The organism is Streptomyces sp. NPDC048172, assembly GCF_043202595.1.
In the GTDB taxonomy this organism is placed as follows: domain Bacteria; phylum Actinomycetota; class Actinomycetes; order Streptomycetales; family Streptomycetaceae; genus Streptomyces.
Genome location: NZ_JBIDAT010000010.1, coordinates 88,361 through 105,142 on the forward strand (window position 1 = coordinate 88,361; position 16,782 = coordinate 105,142).

General features: G+C 73.9%; 16 protein-coding genes. 6 read left to right on the forward strand and 10 right to left on the reverse strand.

The genetic code is table 11. The features are described from left to right. Positions 1-3: 3 nt before the first annotated feature. A complete protein-coding gene (locus ACGF3A_RS36300) occupies positions 4-1,545 on the reverse strand; it encodes a serine/threonine-protein kinase (protein WP_393734757.1) in 1,542 nt (513 codons plus the stop codon). A 126-nt stretch (positions 1,546-1,671) separates the two neighbouring features. On the opposite strand from ACGF3A_RS36300, the gene ACGF3A_RS36305 reads away from it, so the two are divergent. Continuing rightward, on the forward strand, positions 1,672-2,448 hold the full coding sequence (locus ACGF3A_RS36305; protein WP_393734758.1) for an SDR family oxidoreductase: 777 nt from the start codon (positions 1,672-1,674) through the stop codon (positions 2,446-2,448). 19 nt (positions 2,449-2,467) lie between these two features. On the opposite strand, the gene ACGF3A_RS36310 is transcribed toward ACGF3A_RS36305, so the two are convergent. After that, a complete protein-coding gene (locus ACGF3A_RS36310; RefSeq protein ID WP_393734759.1) occupies positions 2,468-3,475 on the reverse strand; it encodes a DMT family transporter in 1,008 nt (335 codons plus the stop codon). Positions 3,476-3,554: 79 nt separating this feature from the next. On the opposite strand from ACGF3A_RS36310, the gene ACGF3A_RS36315 reads away from it, so the two are divergent. Next, positions 3,555-4,154 (forward strand): TetR/AcrR family transcriptional regulator, encoded by a 600-nt coding sequence (locus tag ACGF3A_RS36315; protein WP_393734760.1) that lies wholly within the window; start codon positions 3,555-3,557, stop codon positions 4,152-4,154. A gap of 13 nt (positions 4,155-4,167) precedes the next feature. Here ACGF3A_RS36315 and ACGF3A_RS36320 read toward each other — a convergent pair whose 3' ends face one another. The 3 genes from ACGF3A_RS36320 to ACGF3A_RS36330 form a co-directional block, all read right to left on the reverse strand. After that, entirely contained in the window at positions 4,168-4,890 is a 723-nt protein-coding gene (locus ACGF3A_RS36320) for a GAF and ANTAR domain-containing protein (RefSeq protein WP_393734761.1), read from the reverse strand. A gap of 102 nt (positions 4,891-4,992) precedes the next feature. Beyond that, entirely contained in the window at positions 4,993-5,916 is a 924-nt protein-coding gene (bla, locus tag ACGF3A_RS36325) for a class A beta-lactamase (RefSeq protein WP_393734762.1), read from the reverse strand. A gap of 48 nt (positions 5,917-5,964) precedes the next feature. Further along, positions 5,965-7,662 carry a penicillin-binding transpeptidase domain-containing protein gene (locus ACGF3A_RS36330; RefSeq protein ID WP_393734763.1) on the reverse strand — a complete coding sequence of 566 codons (1,698 nt, stop codon included), beginning with the start codon at positions 7,660-7,662 and terminating at the stop codon, positions 5,965-5,967. 121 nt (positions 7,663-7,783) lie between these two features. Between ACGF3A_RS36330 and ACGF3A_RS36335 the strand changes: the two genes are divergently transcribed. Both ACGF3A_RS36335 and ACGF3A_RS36340 read left to right on the forward strand, forming a co-directional pair. Next, positions 7,784-8,662 (forward strand): LysR family transcriptional regulator, encoded by an 879-nt coding sequence (locus ACGF3A_RS36335; protein WP_393734764.1) that lies wholly within the window; start codon positions 7,784-7,786, stop codon positions 8,660-8,662. Next, positions 8,659-9,573 carry a serine hydrolase gene (locus ACGF3A_RS36340; protein ID WP_393734765.1) on the forward strand — a complete coding sequence of 305 codons (915 nt, stop codon included), beginning with the start codon at positions 8,659-8,661 and terminating at the stop codon, positions 9,571-9,573. The genes ACGF3A_RS36335 and ACGF3A_RS36340 overlap by 4 nt, the downstream gene beginning before the upstream one ends. An 80-nt stretch (positions 9,574-9,653) precedes the next feature. On the opposite strand, the gene ACGF3A_RS36345 is transcribed toward ACGF3A_RS36340, so the two are convergent. Next, positions 9,654-10,253, reverse strand: coding sequence for a hypothetical protein (locus ACGF3A_RS36345; protein WP_393734766.1), 600 nt, complete (start codon positions 10,251-10,253; stop codon positions 9,654-9,656). Continuing rightward, positions 10,253-11,308 (reverse strand): glycoside hydrolase family 6 protein, encoded by a 1,056-nt coding sequence (locus ACGF3A_RS36350; protein WP_393734767.1) that lies wholly within the window; start codon positions 11,306-11,308, stop codon positions 10,253-10,255. The genes ACGF3A_RS36345 and ACGF3A_RS36350 overlap by 1 nt, the downstream gene beginning before the upstream one ends. Positions 11,309-11,554: 246 nt before the next feature. Between ACGF3A_RS36350 and ACGF3A_RS36355 the strand changes: the two genes are divergently transcribed. Further along, positions 11,555-12,607: a PucR family transcriptional regulator gene (locus tag ACGF3A_RS36355; RefSeq protein ID WP_393734768.1), complete on the forward strand. Its 1,053-nt coding sequence runs from the start codon at positions 11,555-11,557 to the stop codon at positions 12,605-12,607. A 16-nt stretch (positions 12,608-12,623) separates the two neighbouring features. On the opposite strand, the gene ACGF3A_RS36360 is transcribed toward ACGF3A_RS36355, so the two are convergent. Continuing rightward, a complete protein-coding gene (locus ACGF3A_RS36360) occupies positions 12,624-13,508 on the reverse strand; it encodes an LLM class flavin-dependent oxidoreductase (RefSeq protein ID WP_393734769.1) in 885 nt (294 codons plus the stop codon). Positions 13,509-13,522: 14 nt separating this feature from the next. Further along, on the reverse strand, positions 13,523-15,085 hold the full coding sequence (locus ACGF3A_RS36365; RefSeq protein ID WP_393734770.1) for a serine hydrolase domain-containing protein: 1,563 nt from the start codon (positions 15,083-15,085) through the stop codon (positions 13,523-13,525). An 85-nt stretch (positions 15,086-15,170) separates the two neighbouring features. Between ACGF3A_RS36365 and ACGF3A_RS36370 the strand changes: the two genes are divergently transcribed. After that, positions 15,171-15,815, forward strand: a complete 645-nt coding sequence (locus tag ACGF3A_RS36370) for a TetR/AcrR family transcriptional regulator (RefSeq protein WP_393734771.1) — start codon at positions 15,171-15,173, stop codon at positions 15,813-15,815. Positions 15,816-15,849: 34 nt separating this feature from the next. Here ACGF3A_RS36370 and ACGF3A_RS36375 read toward each other — a convergent pair whose 3' ends face one another. Then, positions 15,850-16,761, reverse strand: a complete 912-nt coding sequence (locus ACGF3A_RS36375; protein WP_393734772.1) for a class I SAM-dependent methyltransferase — start codon at positions 16,759-16,761, stop codon at positions 15,850-15,852. Positions 16,762-16,782: the final 21 nt, after the last annotated feature.

The window sequence follows — 16,782 nt, forward strand, 5'->3', positions numbered from 1 at the left end:
GGCTCAGCCCTGGGGGCCGTGCACCACGACCGTCGGCGGGGCGTACTTGGTGAGCGCCTCGGTCAGCCCGTCGTGCCGTCCGCCCAGGCGCGGCAGGCGGACGTTGACCGTGCTGAGCCCTCCCGACGGGCGCAGGACGAGCGAGGACTTCCCCAGCTCGATGCCCGCCAGCTCGTTCCAGCCGTAGCGAACGGTCCGCACGCTCTTCCGGTACGTGATGCCATCCGCGTCGAGCGTGACGCGGTACGGGAACAGCGACCAGAGGGCGACGGCCAGCAGCACGCACATCACGATGTTGGCGGGGACGACCAGGGGCAGGGGCTCGTAGAAGATCGAGCCGGGGTCGTTCTCGTGGATCGCCTGCAGCGTGACGATGGGCGCGGTCAATCCGGCGAAGGCCAGGGACCAGATCGAGCACATCACCGTGCGCCACACCATGCCCCGCTCGAACGTCTTACGGTCCGCCGTCGGTACGCGGCCCGTGCGCATGGAGGCCGTCACACCTGTCGTGGACGGCGATCCCGTCGTGGACGGCGAACCCGTCGTGGACGGTGATCCCGTCGGACCCGCCGTGGGTGCCGGGGTCGCCTCCTGCTGTGGACCCGTCGGGCCCGTCGGCGCCGGGGTCGGTGTCGGCGGCGCCTCCTCCCGCTCCCGTACGTCCGTGAACACGCTCGGCGCCGGGCCGAACGCCCCGCCGGCGGGCGCGGGCGCCGCCGCCGGGACCGGAATCTGGCTCTCGCCCGGGCGCGGGGCCACCTGCGCCAGCACCTGTTCCGGCGTGGGCCTGCGGTCCGGCTCCTTGTCCAGGCAGGACGCGACCAGGGGCTGGAGGGAGGCGGGCAGCGTGGTGAGGTTCGGCTCGTTGTGGACCGCGCGGTACATCAGCGTCATCGAGTCGCCCTCGCCGAACGGGCGTCCCCCGGACGCGTGCACCAGCACGGCTCCGAGCGCGAAGACGTCCGCCGGGGGGCCGATCTCGCGGTCGCCCTGGACCTGTTCGGGCGAGAAGAAGCCGGGAGTGCCCACGGAGACATGGGTGTTGGTGAACCGGGTCGCCTCCAGCGCGCGGGCGATGCCGAAGTCGAGGACGCGGGGCCCGTCGTCGCTGAGGATGATGTTGGCGGGCTTGAGGTCGCGGTGCACCAGGTCGTTGCCGTGGATGGCCTGGAGGGCCTCGGCGAGCGCCGCGCCCAGCGAGCGCAGCCGTTCCTCGTCCATCGGCCCGTCCTCGCCGATCGCGCTGGCGAGCGTACGGCCGGGTATGAACGCGGTGGTCATCCACGGCGGTTGCGCGTCCGCGTCGGCGTCGATGACCTGCGCGGTGTGGAAGCCGCCGACGCGCTGCGCCGCCTCGATCTCCGTACGGAAACGGGCGCGGAAGTCCGGGTCGGCCGCGAGCTCCGCCTTGGCCACCTTCACCGCGACGGAACGGCCGCCGCGCGAACGGCCCTTGTAGACCTTGCCCATGCCGCCTTCGCCGAGCTTGCCGACGATCTCGTACGAGCCGATGGTGCGCGGATCGTCCGCGCCGAGCTGAAACACGGTGGTGGGTTCCCCTCTGAAGCCAAAACGTCCGTCGCTGGTCAACGGCGCGGGTGCCGACGCTCTTCGCCAGTCTGGCTCCACCGGCAACATTCGTACCATCCTCCCCAAAGGAAGGGGAAGTTCGTGGATGGGTTCCAAGGGCAGGGCGACGGCGGCCGCGTGCTGGTGACCGGCGCCAGCAGGGGCATCGGGCTGGCGGTCGCACGGCGGCTCGCGGCGGCGGGGTACGGGGTCGTGGGGGTGGCGAGGAGCGAGCCCGAAGGGGGCCTCTCCCGCTTCCCCGGCACGTTCCTGCGGTGCGACCTCTCCGACGTCGAGGACACCGCGCGCATGCTGGCGGAGGTGACCGGAGAGCGTGCGGGGCAGGACGGGGGCGCGGTCACCCACGCGGTCACCCGCGTCGTGAACAACGCGGGCATCGCCGGGCCCCAGCCCCTCGAAGAGCTCGACCTGACGACGCTGGACCAGGTCGTGGACCTGAACCTGCGCGCCGCCGTGCAGATCACGCAGGCCCTCGTGCCGGGCATGCGCGCGGCGGGCTCCGGACGGATCGTCAACGTGACCTCGCGGGCGACGTACGGCGCGCGCGACCGTACGTCCTACGCGGCGGCCAAGAGCGCGCTGGTCGGCTGCACCCGTGCGTGGGCGCTGGAGCTGGCCCCGGACGGCATCACGTCCAACGCCGTCTCCCCCGGCCCCACCGCCACCGAACTCTTCCGCCGCGCGCGGCCGGTCGGCAGCGAGGGCGAGCGCAAGGCCCTCGCGTCGATCCCGCTGGGGCGGCTCGGCACGCCCGAGGACGTCGCCGCGGCCGTCGCGTTCCTGCTCTCCGGGGAGGCGGGGTTCATCACGGGCCACGTCCTCGACGTCGACGGGGGCAGCAGCCTCGGCGGACGCTGACCCTCCGGTCCCTCGCCCGTCACCTGCCCCCGCGCATGACCTTGCGGGCGCGGGTCAGTTCGCCGAGGAAGGAGGAGGCGGAGGCCGAGGCCGAGGTGCTCGCTGGGCGCACGGGCCGCCGCGTCTCGCCCCGCCGTACGACCTGGACCGAGGCGATCACCACGGCGAGGCCGAAGGCCGTCTGGAGGCCGAACGGTTCGCCGAACATCAGCGCGCCCCAGACCGCCGTGACCGGCGCCATCAGGAACATCAGGGTGTTCACGGCGGTGACGCCCGAGCGGCGCAGCAGCAGCCAGTAGAGGCCGTAGCCGCCGAAGGTGGAGAGGACCACCAGCCAGGTAACCGCCGTCCAGAACTCGGCCGTCGCGGGCGGCACCGCCTCCCCCGTCGCCAGGGCCATGGCCGAGAAGACGACCGCGCTCACCGTGCTGTGCAGGGTCAGCGCCGTCATCGGGGGGACGTCGGCGCGGGCGCGGCGCTCCAGGAAGGTGGCCGCCACGAGGGACAGCATGCCGAGGAACGGTACGAGGTACGCCCACCAGGCCACCTCCGCACTCGTGCCCGAGTGCGCGTCCGCCGTCGTGACCAGCGCGACCCCGGCCAGCCCCAGCAGGAGGCCGAGCCACTGGGAGCGGGTGACGTACTGGCCGAGCAGCGGACCCAGCAGGGCGCCCGCCACCAGGGGCTGCGTGCCGTCGATGAGCGCGGTCGTGCCGCTGGAGACGCCGAGCTGGATGGCCCAGTAGACGGTGAGCAGATAGCCGCTCTGGGAGAGCAGCCCGATGACAGCCTGCCTCCCGACCGTACGGGCGGAGAGCGTACGGCCGGAGCCCCCGGGTCGGTCGCGGGGGTGACGGCGGCGGCGTATGTGCCGGGCCAGGGCCGCGCCCGCCAGCAGGGCGAGGGCCAGCGGCAGGAAGCGCCACATCAGCAGCGTCACCGCGCTCGCGCTGTCCGCTCCGAGCTTCGCCCCGATGAAGCCGGAGCTCCAGGTGACCACGAAGGCCACGGACAGGAGGACGTTCATGGTCAGCTCCTCACTCGCCGAGTATACCGATCTGTATACCTCACGGCCCACACTATACAGATGGGTTTACTCTGGTGGCATGACCACCGAGACGAGTCCGCGCCGGGTCGAGCTGACCCCCGCCGCGCGACGGGCCCTGCAGGCGGCCGAACGGCTCTTCTACGCGCACGGGATCCACGCGGTCGGCGTCGACCTGATCGCGGCCGAGGCCGGGATCACGAAGAAGACGCTCTACGACCGCTTCGGCTCGAAGGAGCAGCTCGTCGTGGAGTACCTCGCCGGGCGCGACGAGCGCTGGCGCGCGTTCCTGGCGGAGCGGCTGAACGCCGAGGAACCGGCGCGCGAGCAGATCGACGCCGTCTTCACGGCGTCCCGCGACTGGGCGGAGCGGGAGGGCGGCAAGGGCTGCTCGATGGTCAACGCGCACGCGGAGATCAGCGACCCCGCCCACCCCGCGTACGCGATCATCACGGGCCAGAAGCGGTGGATGCGCGAGCTCTTCACGGAACTGGCGGGCGAGATCGTGCCGCCGGACTCGGCGGAACGGGCCGAGGAGCTGGGCCGCACCCTGATGCTGCTCCACGAGGGCGCGCTCGTCGCACACGGGCTGGAGGTCTTCCCGGGCGCCGTCGACCACGCCCGCGCGCAGGCCCGCCTCCTCGTCGACCCCGCTTCCTGAACCGCCTGACGCGTCAGGGCTTCGGGCTCAGCCCCGGGAGCGGTTCCTTGCCGTCGATGAGGGCCGTGGCGAGGTCGGTCAGGCGGCGGTTGTGGGAGCGGGCGTAACCGCGCAGCAGCGTGAACGCCTCCTCCATCCCCAGCCCGTGGCGCTCGGCGAGCTTGCCCTTCGCCTGCTCGATGACCACGCGCGTCTCCAGCGCGGTCTCCAACTGCCGGGTGAGCAGCCCCTGGTCCTCGGCGAGGCGCTGCTGCAGCACGCTGATCGTGGCCACGTCGGCCAGCGCCTGCGCGACCTCGGTGACATGCGGGTCCAGGGGCCGGGCCGCGGTGTGGAAGAGGTTGAGCGCGCCGATGGTCTTCTCGCGCAGCCGCAGGGGCAGGGTCTGGACGGCGGTGAAGCCGCACCGCTGGGCATCCTCGCCGAAGCGGGACCAGTCGCCGGGCACCGCGCGCACGTCGTGCAGGGCGACGGGCTCGCCCGTGCGGTAGCACGTCAGGGACGGGCCGCCGTCGCTCTGCGCCTGGAGCAGGTCCATCAGGTGTACGTCGTCGCTGGAGGCGGCCATCACGCGCAGCGCGCCCTCGCGGTCGGCCAGCAGCACGCCCGCCGCGGCGACCTCCAGGGTGCCCACGCAGCGGTCGGTGAGCAGGGTCAGGAAGTCGATGAGATCGAAGTCGTCGACCAGGTTGTCAGCCAGCTCGACGAAGGCCGGAGCCAGACGCCGTTCATCCATGCTGCTCACCTCGGCTCCAGAAGGACGTCGCGACCGGCCGCGGGACGCCCACCCCGATCTGCTCGGTGAGCATACCCACGGCCGTCGGCCGACGGCCCTGTCTCAGCCGGTCAGCGAACGGGCCGTCAGGCGCGCGGCGCGGGCGACCAACGGGTTCTCCGTCGGCCCCTCGGGGTCGTGCTTGGCGGAGAGGATCACGAGGACGAGCGGGGCACGGCCCGGGGGCCGGACGACGCCCGCGTCGTTGGCCACCCCGTACGCGCTGCCGCCGCCGGTCTTGTCGGCGAGGGTCCAGTCGGCGGGGAAGGCGGCGCGGAACCGTTCGGTGTTGGTGGTGTTGGCGACCAGCCAGCCGGTGAGCCGGGCGCGGTCGGGGCGGTCGAGGGCGCTGCCGACCAGGAGCCGGCCGAGGGTCCCGCCGAGGGCGCGGGGCGTGGTGGTGTCGGTCTCGCGCCAGGGCTCGGCGGAGTTCAGCTCCGGCTCCCAGCGGTCGAGACGCGTCTTGTCGTCGCCCAGAGAACGGCTGAAACGCGTGAGTGCCGAGGGGCCGCCGAGCCGCCGGAGCAGCAGGTTGCCCGCCGTGTTGTCGCTCTCGCTGACGGCCGCGGCGCACAGTTCGCCGACGGTCATGCCGTGCGCGAGGTTCTCCGGCTTGCCGGTCACCGGCGCGTAGCCGGACTTGCGGACGTACGCCTCGGTGTACCGGACGCGCTCCGCGAGGACCTCGCCGTGCCGGTCGAGGTCCCGCAGGACCGCGGCGGCGGCGAGCGCCTTGAAGACGGAGCAGAGCGGGAAGCGGTCGTGCTCGCGGTACGAGACGGTCGCGCCCGTCGCCGTGTCGAGGCCGAAGACGCCCAGCCGGGCCGCGTACTCCCGTTCCAGGGAACGGAATCGGCGGTCGAGGCCGCCGCCCGGGGCCGGTGTCGCCGTCGCGGTGCCGGGGGCCGCGGCCGTCAGCGCGGTCAGGGTGGCGGCCGTACCGGCGCCCAGGGTCAGGGCCCTGCGGCGGGTGAGGGTGGAGTGCACGGGTGCGCTTCCTTTCTCATGGGCGTCTGGTCGGAGAGGCACGCGTCGTCAGCGTGCGAGGTTCTTCAGGAAGCGGGCCGCCACCGGGCCCGCGTCCGAGCCGCCCGAGCCGCCGTCCTCCAGGAGCACCGCCCAGGCGAGGTCGTCGTCGCCCTGGTAGCCGATCATCCAGGCGTGCGTACGGGGCGGGTCGTCGGTGCCGAACTCGGCGGTGCCCGTCTTGGCGTGCGGCGCTCCGGGCAGCCCCTTGAGCGCGTGCCCCGAGCCGGAGGTCACCGTCGTCCGCATCAGCTCGCGCAGGTCGGAGGCGACCTTCGGGGAGAGCTTCGCGGGCGCGCGGTACCGTTCGTCCACCTCGTCCGGCACGAGCACCGGCTGCGTGAACGTGCCCTTCTTCACCGTCGCCGCGAGCGAGGCCATCACCAGGGGCGAGGCCTGCACCCGGGCCTGGCCGATGACGGCGGCGGCCTTGTCGTTGGCCCCGTTGTTGACGGGGACCTTGCCGTCGTACGTCGTCGCGCCGACGTCCCAGTGGCCGCCGATGCCGAAGGCGCGTGCGGTGTCGCGCAGGGCCGAGTCGGAGAGCCGGTCGCGGGCGCCGACGAAGAAGGTGTTGCAGGACTCGGCGAAGGCGTCCTCGAACGTCGAGCCCTTCGGCAGCGTGAACCGCCCCTGGTTCTCGAACCGCTGCCCGTCCACGTGCGCGAACTTGGGGCAGGACGCGGGGTCCGAGGGCTTCAGCCCCTTCTCCAGCAGCGCGGCGGTGGTGACGACCTTGAACGTGGAGCCGGGCGGATAGCGGCCCTCCAACGCCCGGTTCATGCCGCCGGGCTTGTTCGCGGCGGCGAGGATGTGCCCGTTCCGCGGGTCGACGGCGACGATCGACGCGTTCTTCTTCACCTTGCCCAGCGCGTCGGCGGCGGCGCGCTGCACCCGCGGATCCACCGTCGTCCGCACGGGCTTGCCCTTGGCGCGCCGCACCTTGGACAGCGTGCGGACCGCCTTTCCGCTGTTCCGGTCGGCGACCACGACGGCCTTGTGCGGGCCCTTCCCGCCGGAGAGCCGGTCGTCGTAGCGGGCTTCGAGGCCGGAGGCCCCCTTGCCGCTCTTCTCGTCGACCGAGCCGGTGAGCGAGGCGGCCTCCAGCGGGTCGCCCTCGCGGTCGAGGATCTTCCCCCGGGTCGCGCGGTCCGAGAGCGCGAGCGTCTGGCCGTCGCGCAGCTCGGGGTGGACGGCGGCAGAGCGGAACGCGACGGTCCAGGTGCCGGAGCGCTCGCGCATCCGCGCCTCGGACCGCCACTCGTACGTACCGGCGCCCGGGATCCGCATCGAGGCGGTGAACGGGATGCCGACCTCGCCGTCGCCCTTCGTCCCGCCGTCCTCGGCGGTGAGGCGCGTACGGCTCGGCCCGAGGTTCGTCATGACCGAGTCGAGGAGCGACTCGGCGCGCTCCGGGCTGTCGGTGTACGAGGCGGCGCGCTCCGGCTTCTCCGCCTGCCAGGCCCGCAGGAAGCGGTCGAAGCGCTCCTCCGCCGCCGTGACCCTCGGGTCGGTCTCCTCGTCCGCGAGGAGGCGGTACCCGGCGTAACCCCCGCCGGCCAGCAGCACGAGGACGGCGAGGATGCCCCACAGCCGTTTGGGGGAACCCACGGGCGAGCCCATGCGGGAGCCCACGCGGCGGTACAGCGGGGAGGCGTCGTCCCGGCCTGTCGGGGGCGGCAGGTCCGGTTCTCCGAGATGCGACAAAACGGCCTCCTTCGCTGTACCGCTGCTGTGGATCAGTGAAGTCCCGAGCGCCCCTTATGTCGAATACACTCTCGACACGCACACGATTCTCTTTGGATATTCGGGCACGTCAGGGGCCACCTTGCTCACGGAACGCCATTTGGAAATCTTCGTCGCGCTGGCGGAGGAGGAGCACTTCGGCGCCGCCGCGCAGCGCGTGGGCATCACCCAGCCGCCCCTCTCGCAGGGGCTGCGGCGGCTGGAGGCGCTGCTCGGCGTCCGGCTCTTCGAGCGCGCCCGGGGCGTCACGCTCACCGACGAGGGCTCGCTGCTGCTGCCGCACGCCCGGCGCGCGCTGGCGGCGCTCACCGAGCTGCGCGAGGCCGGGGACCGCGAGGCCGCCGACGGGCGCAGGCTCCGCCTGGGGCTGGCCCCCGAGGTGCCCGCCGGGGTCGCGGCCGCCGTGGCCTCGGCTCCGGTCCACGCCGGGGAGAGCGGCCGTATCGCGGTGACGACGGCGCCGACGGCGACACTGCTGTCCGAGACGAAGGCCGGGCGCCTCGACCTCGCCGTGGTCCGGCACCCCTCGGTCCTGCACGGGCTGGGCGCGGGCCGCGTGGTCCTCTTCCCCACCTGGCTCCTCTCCCCCGGGCGGGCTGCGATGCGGCGGCTGCCCGTCGCCGTACGGCCGCGCGAGGAGGCGCCCGCCGCGTACGACCTCTTCGTGGACACCCTGGCCAGCCGCGGGCGGCGCGTGGAGACCGTGACGGTCTCCGACGAGCGCGCCGGGCTCGCGCTGGTGGCCGCGGGACAGGCGGTGCTGGTCACCGCCGACGGCACGCTCACCGCGCACGGCGTCGCGCGCGCCCCGGCGGCCTCCCCGCCGCTGCCGCTGCGGCTGCGGGTGGTGTGGGACGCGCGGCGGCGGGACGGCGAGGAGATCGAGCAGACCGCGCGGCTGCTGGTCGAGACGCTCGCCCTCCAGGCCGCGGCCACCACGAGTGCTGGGGAGGAGTGGTGAGCGGCGGCGTGACGCGCTGGGAGAGCGCCGTACGGCGCACGCTGCGGGGGATGTTCGACGACGCGGGCGTACGCGGCTGGCTGCACGTCGCCGAGGTGCGCCGCCCGAGCGCGTGCGTGACCCTCGACCCCGACGAGCCGGTCCCCGTCGGCTCGGTCTACAAGGTGGCGCTGATGGCCGCCTTCTGCCGCATGACGGACGCCGGGGCGCTCGACCCGCGGCAGCCCGTGACGCTCGGCCCCGAGGACCGGCTGCCGGGGCCGACCGGCGTCTCGGTCATGCGGGACCCGGTCACGGTCTCGCTGCGCGACCTCGTGCTGCTCATGATGAGCGTCTCGGACAACACCGCAGCCGACGCCGTGCACCGCAAGGTCGGCGCCGCGCCCGTCGAAGAGCTGTGCCGGGACCTGGGGATGGCGGACACCCAGGTGCACGGGGGCGTCGCCACGACGTTCGCGCAGCTCATGGCGGAGACCGGCTCCCCGACGGTACGGGCCGCGCTGGCGCGGATCTCGGACAACGACGTGACGGTGCCGCCCGGCGTCTACAACCCGATCTCCAAGGCGTCCGCCTCCCCCGCCGACATGGCCCGGCTGCTGCGGGCGATCTGGACGGACGAGGCCGCGTCGGCGGAGAGCTGCGCGTTCATGCGGGAGGTCATGGGCAGGCAGGCGTGGGGACACCGGCTCGGCTCCGGATTCCCGTACGACGACGTGAAGGTGTCCGGCAAGACGGGGACGTTCGGCGCGATGCGCCACGAGGCCGGGGTGGTCGAGCTGGCGGACGGGAGCACGTACACCGCCGTGGTCTTCACGCAGGCCGCGCGCGCCGACAGCAAACTCCCGCGCGCCGACGCGGTGATCGGCGCGGCGGCGCGGCTCGCGGTGGAGGAGCTGCGGGGCAACGCGTGAGCGGGACGTCGTGAACGAGGGGCCGGGCCGCCGCGGAGGTCGTGACCTTCCGCGACGGCCTGATCCGCCTCGCAGACCCCTCAGGGACCCTCCAGGTCCCCCGCAAGGAACTCCTCGACCAGCTCCGGCGGGTTGGCGGCGCGGGTGAGGGCGAACATGGCCTCGGTGTCGAACATGTTGTAGAGCACGATCGGCAGGGGCCGTCCGAGGGCGGCCACGAGATGGCCGCCCTCGTGGAGCCGCCGCGCCACCTGCACGCACAGCTCGCGGAACTCCTCGTCCAGCCGCTCCCCGAACTCGTCCTCCTCCGGGTCCCCCTCCTCGTACCAGAGCCCCTTCTCGCGCGTCTCGCGCAGATGCAGCGCGGCGCCGTCCGGGTCACGCTCGGGGTCGTGCCCGAGGGCGCGGATGCCCTCCAGCCCCGACGAGGGGAAGTACGCGTAGTTCCAGCGGACCAGCCAGGGGTCCTCCTGGGAGGCGGCCAGTTCCCGGGCCACCGCGTCCTCCGTGTTGTAACCCATCGCGAGATACGGGAAGCGGGGGTCCTGGTCGACGCTGTCGACGTGGAACGTCACCGCGTAGATCCCCGGGATCTCGTCCGGCGGGAACAGGGCGAGCGTCCGCACGGCCTCGTCGTGCATGTGCTGCGCGAAGGCGGTCCGCGACGGCGCCTGGGCCATCAGTGGCGCGCGTTCTTCGCGAGTTCGAGCGCGCGGTCCGTGAACCACTGACCCGCCTTGGGGCCGCCCTGGCACTCGCCGTCGGAGTCACCGGCGCGCTTGATCCAGAGGTAGGCGTCCACGCCCTTCACCCCGGTGTCCGTGGTCGGCTTCTCGCCGAGCGCGCGGCCTCTCGGGTTGCACCAGGCCTCCTCGTCCTGGCCGCCCTTCACCGGGCCGTTCCCGTTGCGGCTGGTGTCGATGACGAAGGGCTTGTTGCCGATCATGGGCGAGAGGCGCTTGCCGTAGGCGACGTTGGCCTTGGTCGTCTCGAAGTTGGACACGTTGAGCGAGAAGCCGTCGGCCTCGTCGATGCCCGCGCGCTTGAGGGGCTCGACCAGGGCGCCCGGGTCGCGGGTCCAGCCGGGGTTGCCCGCGTCGAGATACACCTTCGTGCGCGGCTGCTCCTTCATCCGCTGGACGGCGCCCTTCAGCAGGTCGTACCGCTCCTCGTGGAACTTCTTGGGCGTGCAGCCCTCCTGGAGCAGGTGCGGGATCGAGTCCGGCTCCACGACGACCGTGGCCTTCCGGTCCCCGATGCCCTTGGCGACCTTGTCGACGAACGCGCGGTACTCCTCGCCGGTCTCGAAGCCGCCCTGCGAGTACTGCCCGCAGTCGCGGTGCGGGATGTTGTAGAGCACGATGAGCGCGCGCTGGCCCGCGTCCGCCGCCGCCTTGCTGACCTTGCGGGCCTCGCCCTCCGGGTCCTCCGGGAGGATCCAGGTGCCGACGGGCTGTTCCGCGATCTTCTTGACCAGCGCGGCCTGCTTGTCCTCGCCGCGCTCCTTGTGCTGACGCATCGCCTGGGCGGCGTTGCTGTCCGGATTCACCCAGTAGGCGGACTTCGCACCGCCGCCCTGGCCTCTCCCCTCGTCCGTCTCCTTGCTCTCCTCCGAGCCGCCCCCGGAGGACGTGCAGCCCGTCATGAGCAGCAACGCGGCTCCGGCCGCGGCGGCGCCCGCCGTGAAGCGGCCACGCCCCCCTCGTATGGCCCGGCCCGCTCGCCTGCCGATCATTCACCCCTCCTCGAACCGTTCTGCGGCACTACCGGGACCTACGCTCCACGGCCGCCAATGGTTCCTGCCGCGCCCGGCGGGCCGTTCCCGGCAGCCGCCTTGGCCACGCTCGGCGGCGTTCTCTAAGGTCTGCGTGCCGGGAGGCATCAAGAAGGCGTCAGGGGGACGTCAGGATGCGGAATTCGGGGAACCGGGAAGCGGGCCCCGGGAATCGGGAATCGGGGGGTTCGGGTGACCGTGGAAGAGATGCCCGACGTGAACGACGAGGAGTACGTGGAGGGGTACGCGCGGATCCTCGCCGAGGTCGCCGCGACCGGCCGCCGCCTCACGCGCGACGAGCTGGACTCGCGCCGGGCGCTGGGCGAGCGCGCGGCCGAGGCGGGCGTCGGCCTGCGACAGCTCGTCAACGCGCACCTCGTGGCGGCCCGTGCCGCCTGGCCCTCCTCGCCGGGCGGCCAGGACAGCGCGCTGGCGGGGATGCACCAGGTCGTGGACGCCGTCGCGGAGGGGTACGAGCGGGCGCAGCGGCACGCCGTGCGCCGCGAGGAGGCGGCCCGCCGGGAGTTCATCGACGACCTGCTCTACGGGCGCAGCGACCTGGGCCGCCTCGCGCAGCGCGCCGAACGGTTCGGGCTCCAGCTGTCGCACGCGCACGCGGTCGCCGTGGCGTGCGGCCCGGAGGGGTACGACGAGGGCGACCCCGTCGCGCGCCGGGTCGAGCAGGCGATGATCGCCCGGTTCGGCGACCGCAGCATCCTGCTGACGACGAAGGACGGCCGCCTGCTGTGCGTCGCGCCCGGCGACCACGAGGACGCGCTGCGGTTCTTCGCCAAGCACGCGTACGAGGCGACCGACGGCGGCCAGGTCGCGATCGGTCGCGCCCAGCCGGGCCCCGGGGGCGTGGTGCAGTCGTACGAGGAGGCCGTGTCCGTCCTCGATCTCGCCGAGCGCATGGAGCTGGACGAGCCCGTCCTGCACGCCGCCGACCTGCTCGTCTACCCCGTACTGGCCCGCGACCGGCAGGCCCTGACCGACCTCGTCACCCACGCCCTGGGCCCGCTGACCTCGGCCAGGGGCGGGGCACGTCCGCTGCTGGCCACGCTCACGGCGTACTTCGACTCGGGCTGCGTGGCCGCGGAGGCGGCGCGCCGGCTGTCGCTGAGCGTACGGGCGTTCACCTACCGCCTGGAACGCATCCGGCAGCTCACGGGCGCGAACCCTGCGGATGCCACGCACCGTTACATGCTGCAGACCGCCGTCATCGGTGCCCGGCTCCTGGACTGGCCCCCGGAGGAGTAGTCCCCGGCCTGCTCCGTCAGAGCGTCGGCGGGCCCTCGTTGATGCGGTGGAGGACCGGGGGGAGGCGGTCGAAGCGGTCGCCGTTCATGAGCTGGCGTTCGTCCCACCAGGTGGCGCCCGCCTCGGCGAGGGGCGCGACGAGGTCGCGCGCCGCGGCGTGGTCGCCGGGGCTGACGCCGCCGACGACCAGGTCGAAGGGGGCGCCCGTACGGTCCGCCTCCTCGGACTCGGGGCGGTGCTCGCGGACGTACGAGGCGACCTCGCGGACCTGGTCCGGCGTCGGCGGGGTGCCGTGCCGCGCGTCGGCGAAGAGGGGGGCCGCGCCGTCCCAGCGGGCCGCGCGGCGCATGGGCCTGCGGTGCGGCCAGAAGCCGCCGACCCAGACCGGCGGCCGGGGCCGCTGCACGGACGCGGGCAGCAGTTCGACGTCGTCCACCGTGAAGTGCCGCCCGTGGTGGGTGACCCGCTCGCCGGTCCAGTAGCGGGCGAGGAGATCGAGGCCCTCGTCCAGGAGTTCGGCGAGGACCACGGGGTCCGTGGGCTCGCCGAAGCTGCCGTACTCGTCCTCGACCGGCCCGCCGAGCCCAGCGCCGAGGACGGCCCGGCCGCCGCTGAGCGCGTCCAGCGTGGCGACCTGCCGGGCGAGCTGGTGCGGGCGGCGGCGGGCGACGGGTGTGACGAGCGTGCCCAGCCGGATGCGGGAGGTCGCGAGCGCGGCGGCGGTCAGCAGCATCCAGGGGTCGCCGAAAGCCTGACCGCGCCGCGCCTCCTTGTCGTGCGTCACGTGATCCCAGAGGAAGAGCCCGTCCCAGCCCGCCTGTTCGGCCGCCCGGGCGACGGTGGCCACCGTACGGACGTCGGCGAAGTCCCCGAAGTTGGGGATGTTGATCGAGAAGCGCATGCCCGCATGCTCCGTCAGTCCGTGGCCCCCGGCAACGGTGCGCGCGTACGGCCCGCGCGCCGCAGGTCCACGGCGGCGAGGACGAGCCGCTCCACCGCGAGCAGCGGCGCGAGGACGAGCACGGCGACCGCGCTCCAGCCCACGTCCGGCATCCATACGAGCAGCTGCGGGACCGAGCCGCCGAAAGCCCCGGGCAGCGCCCGCCACACGACCGCCCCCAGCAGCAGCGCGAGCGTGACGGAGAGCGAGGTCGTCGTCAGGACGCGGCGCCGGGAGCGTGCCCGTGCCCGGCGCCGGGGGCCCGGCAGCACGCGCAGCGCGGGCGCCGCCGCACAGAGCAGCAGGACGGCCGCGGTCCCGGCCACCGCCCAGGGCAGGGTGACGGCGAGCGTGTCGGCGGGAACGGGCGCGGGGTCGGCGCCGGAGAGGATGCGGGCGGCGCCGAACGCGGCGTCGTTGCGGCGCTTGGCGTCGAGGAGCTGGTAGGCGTTCTGCAGGACGAGCACGGCGCGGTCGCTGTCGGGGAGCATGACGACCATCGACTGGTAGCCGGGCAGCCCGCCGTCGTGCGAGACCATCCGCTCGCCCGTCCCCTTGAGCGTGCCGACCGACCAGCCGAGCCCGTAGCGGTCGGCGCTGCTGTCGACCAGGCCGCGCTGGCTGAGCGCCGTGCTCCTCGCGGAGAGCACCCGCCGCCCGTCCACCTGTCCGCCGCCCATCTCGGCGAGGACGAACCGCTCCAGGTCCCGGACGCTGCCGCCGAGATAGCCGTAGGGGGTGCCGGAGGTGTCGTACGGCGCGTCGTACGACACGGGGCGGCCGAAGATCTGGCGGTGCCCGGCGGGCACCCGCTCGCGGCGGAAGTCCCGCTCGGTGGCCACCGCGTCCCGCATGCCGAGCGGGTCGAGGACGGTCCGGCGCAGATGGTCGCCGAACGGGCGCCCCGACACCCGCTCGACCAGCGCGCCGAGCACGGCGTACCCCGCGCCGGAGTACGAGTACGACCTGCCGGGCGGGGCGCTGGGCGTGACGTCGGCGAGGTCCCGGACGGCGCGGGTGAGGGCGCCGGGCCCGTTGTCGTACCGCTCGGAGATCCGGAAGGTGGCGGACTCGGGAATGCCGCTGGTGTGGGTGAGCAGCTGCCGGACGGTGATCCGGGCCGACGCCTTCCGGTCGGCGAGCCGGAACCAGGGCAGATACGTCCGCACCGGCGCGTCGAGCTCCACCTTCCCCCGGTCGACGAGCCGCAGCACCGCCATCCCCGTCACCGGCTTGGCGAGCGAGCCCCACAGGAACGGGGTGCGGGGCGTGACCGCCTCGCCCCGCGCGTCCTCGCCGAAGCCCGCGCGGTGGACGACGCGCCCCTTCTCGATCACGGCGAGGGCCGCGCCGGGCGTCCCGGTGGCGTCCAGCCGGTCCCGTACGTACGCGTCCACGCGCTCCCAGCGCCCATCCCCCGAGGGCGCCGTCGCGGACGCCGGTGCCGCTCCCGCTCCCGCTCCCGCTCCCGCGCACAGCAGTGCCATCAGCAGCGCCCCGACCACCGCACGTCGCAGCCATCCCGTTCCCACGGTCATGTCCCAGCCCCCGTTCGCTCGTTTTTACAATATGAGCATACGGTTAAAGTGCGGGGCAAGCCCCTCCCGGCGCTACGCTGGCGGGATGCCGAAGGTTGTCGATCACCAGGCCCGGCGCGTCCAGGTCGCCGACGCCGTCCAGCGGCTGGTCACCGAGCAGGGCCTGGACCGGGTCACCGTGGCGCGCACGGCGGAGGAGGCCGGGGTCTCCGTCGGCCATGTGCAGCACTACTTCGCGTCCAAGGACGAGATGCTGCTCTTCACGCACGAGCGCGTCGTGGCCACGATCCTGGAGCGGGTCTCCACGCTGGAGGAGCGCTCCGCGCGGCGGCGGCAGCCGATCCGCGACGTCGTCGTCGAGGGGCTCGCCGAGTGGCTGCCGGTCGACGCGCGCCGCCGCTCGGCGTTCCGCGTGACGCTCGCCTTCCTGGGCCGCACGGTCGACAACCCGAAGCTGGCGCGGGCCCACGCGGAGACCGGGCGGCGCATCCGCGGCATGCTGGCGCGGGCCGTGCACAACGGCATGGAGTGCGGCGAGGTCCCCGAGGGCACCGACCCGGCCCCGCCCGCGCTGGCGCTCCACTCCCTGGTCGAGGGCCTGGCCCTCCAGCTCGGCGCCCAGCCGGAGCCGGACACCGGGCCCGACGACGTGACGGCGGCAGCGGCCCTGGAGCTGCTGACCGCGCGGGTCCACGCGGTCTTCCCGGGGCGCTGCCGCCAGTACGAGTAGGAGCCCCCTTCGGAGTCCGGAGCCGTCAGGGCCGTCAGGGCCGTACGGCCGTCACCAGCCAGGCGGCGCCGCGGAGTTCGACGCCGCGCGGGCCCTCGTAGCGGCGCATCGCCTCGGTCAAGGCCTCCCCCGCGCGGCGCGTGACCTCCTCGCCGACGCCGGTCATGTGGTGGCGCACGGGGCCCCACGCGGCCAGGAACGACGCCGCGTCCTCCGCGTCGCTCCCCCAGCGCTGGGTGGCGTCCAGGGGCGCGACCCCGACGCCGGTGAAGCCCGCGCGCTCCAGCAGGCCGCGGACGACGGCCGGGTCGGAGAGCGAGACCGGGCCCTTCTCCTCGGGCGCCGCGTCGCGCTCGTACTGCCAGGGCGCCGCGGGCAGCGCGCGGGAGAGCGCGGCGACGACCTCGCCGAGGTCCTGGTCCTCGAAGGGGCGCATGCTGACGAACGCGAGCCGCCCGCCCGGCCGGAGCGCTCCGGCGAGGTTCGCGAAGGCGGCGACCGGGTCGGCGAAGAACATCACCCCGAACCGGCTGAGGACCGCGTCGAAGGGCGGCCCGTCGAAGGTGTGGGTCTGCGCGTCGCCTCGTACGAACGCGACGTTCCCCACACCCTCCCGCGCCGCCCGCTCCCGCGCCGTCTCCAGCATCGGGGCCGACAGGTCGAGGCCGACGGCGGCGCCGCGCGCGGCACGGCGCGCGGCCAGCCGCGTCAACTGGCCGTTGCCGCAGCCGACGTCGAGGACGCGTGCGCCCCCGGCAGCCCCGGCGCCTCCGTCGCCCCCGTCGTCCCCCGAGAGTCCGACGGCGGCGAGCAGCGGCTCGTTGAACTCGCTGTTGACCGCGTCGTACCGGTCGGGGTGACCGGCCCAGTGGGCGCCCTCGTAACCGTTCCAGGCCTCGGCCTGGTCCGTGTTCACGAGGCGGGGAATGGAGTCGTGCATGGTCATACGGCACCTCTTTCGCTTCGA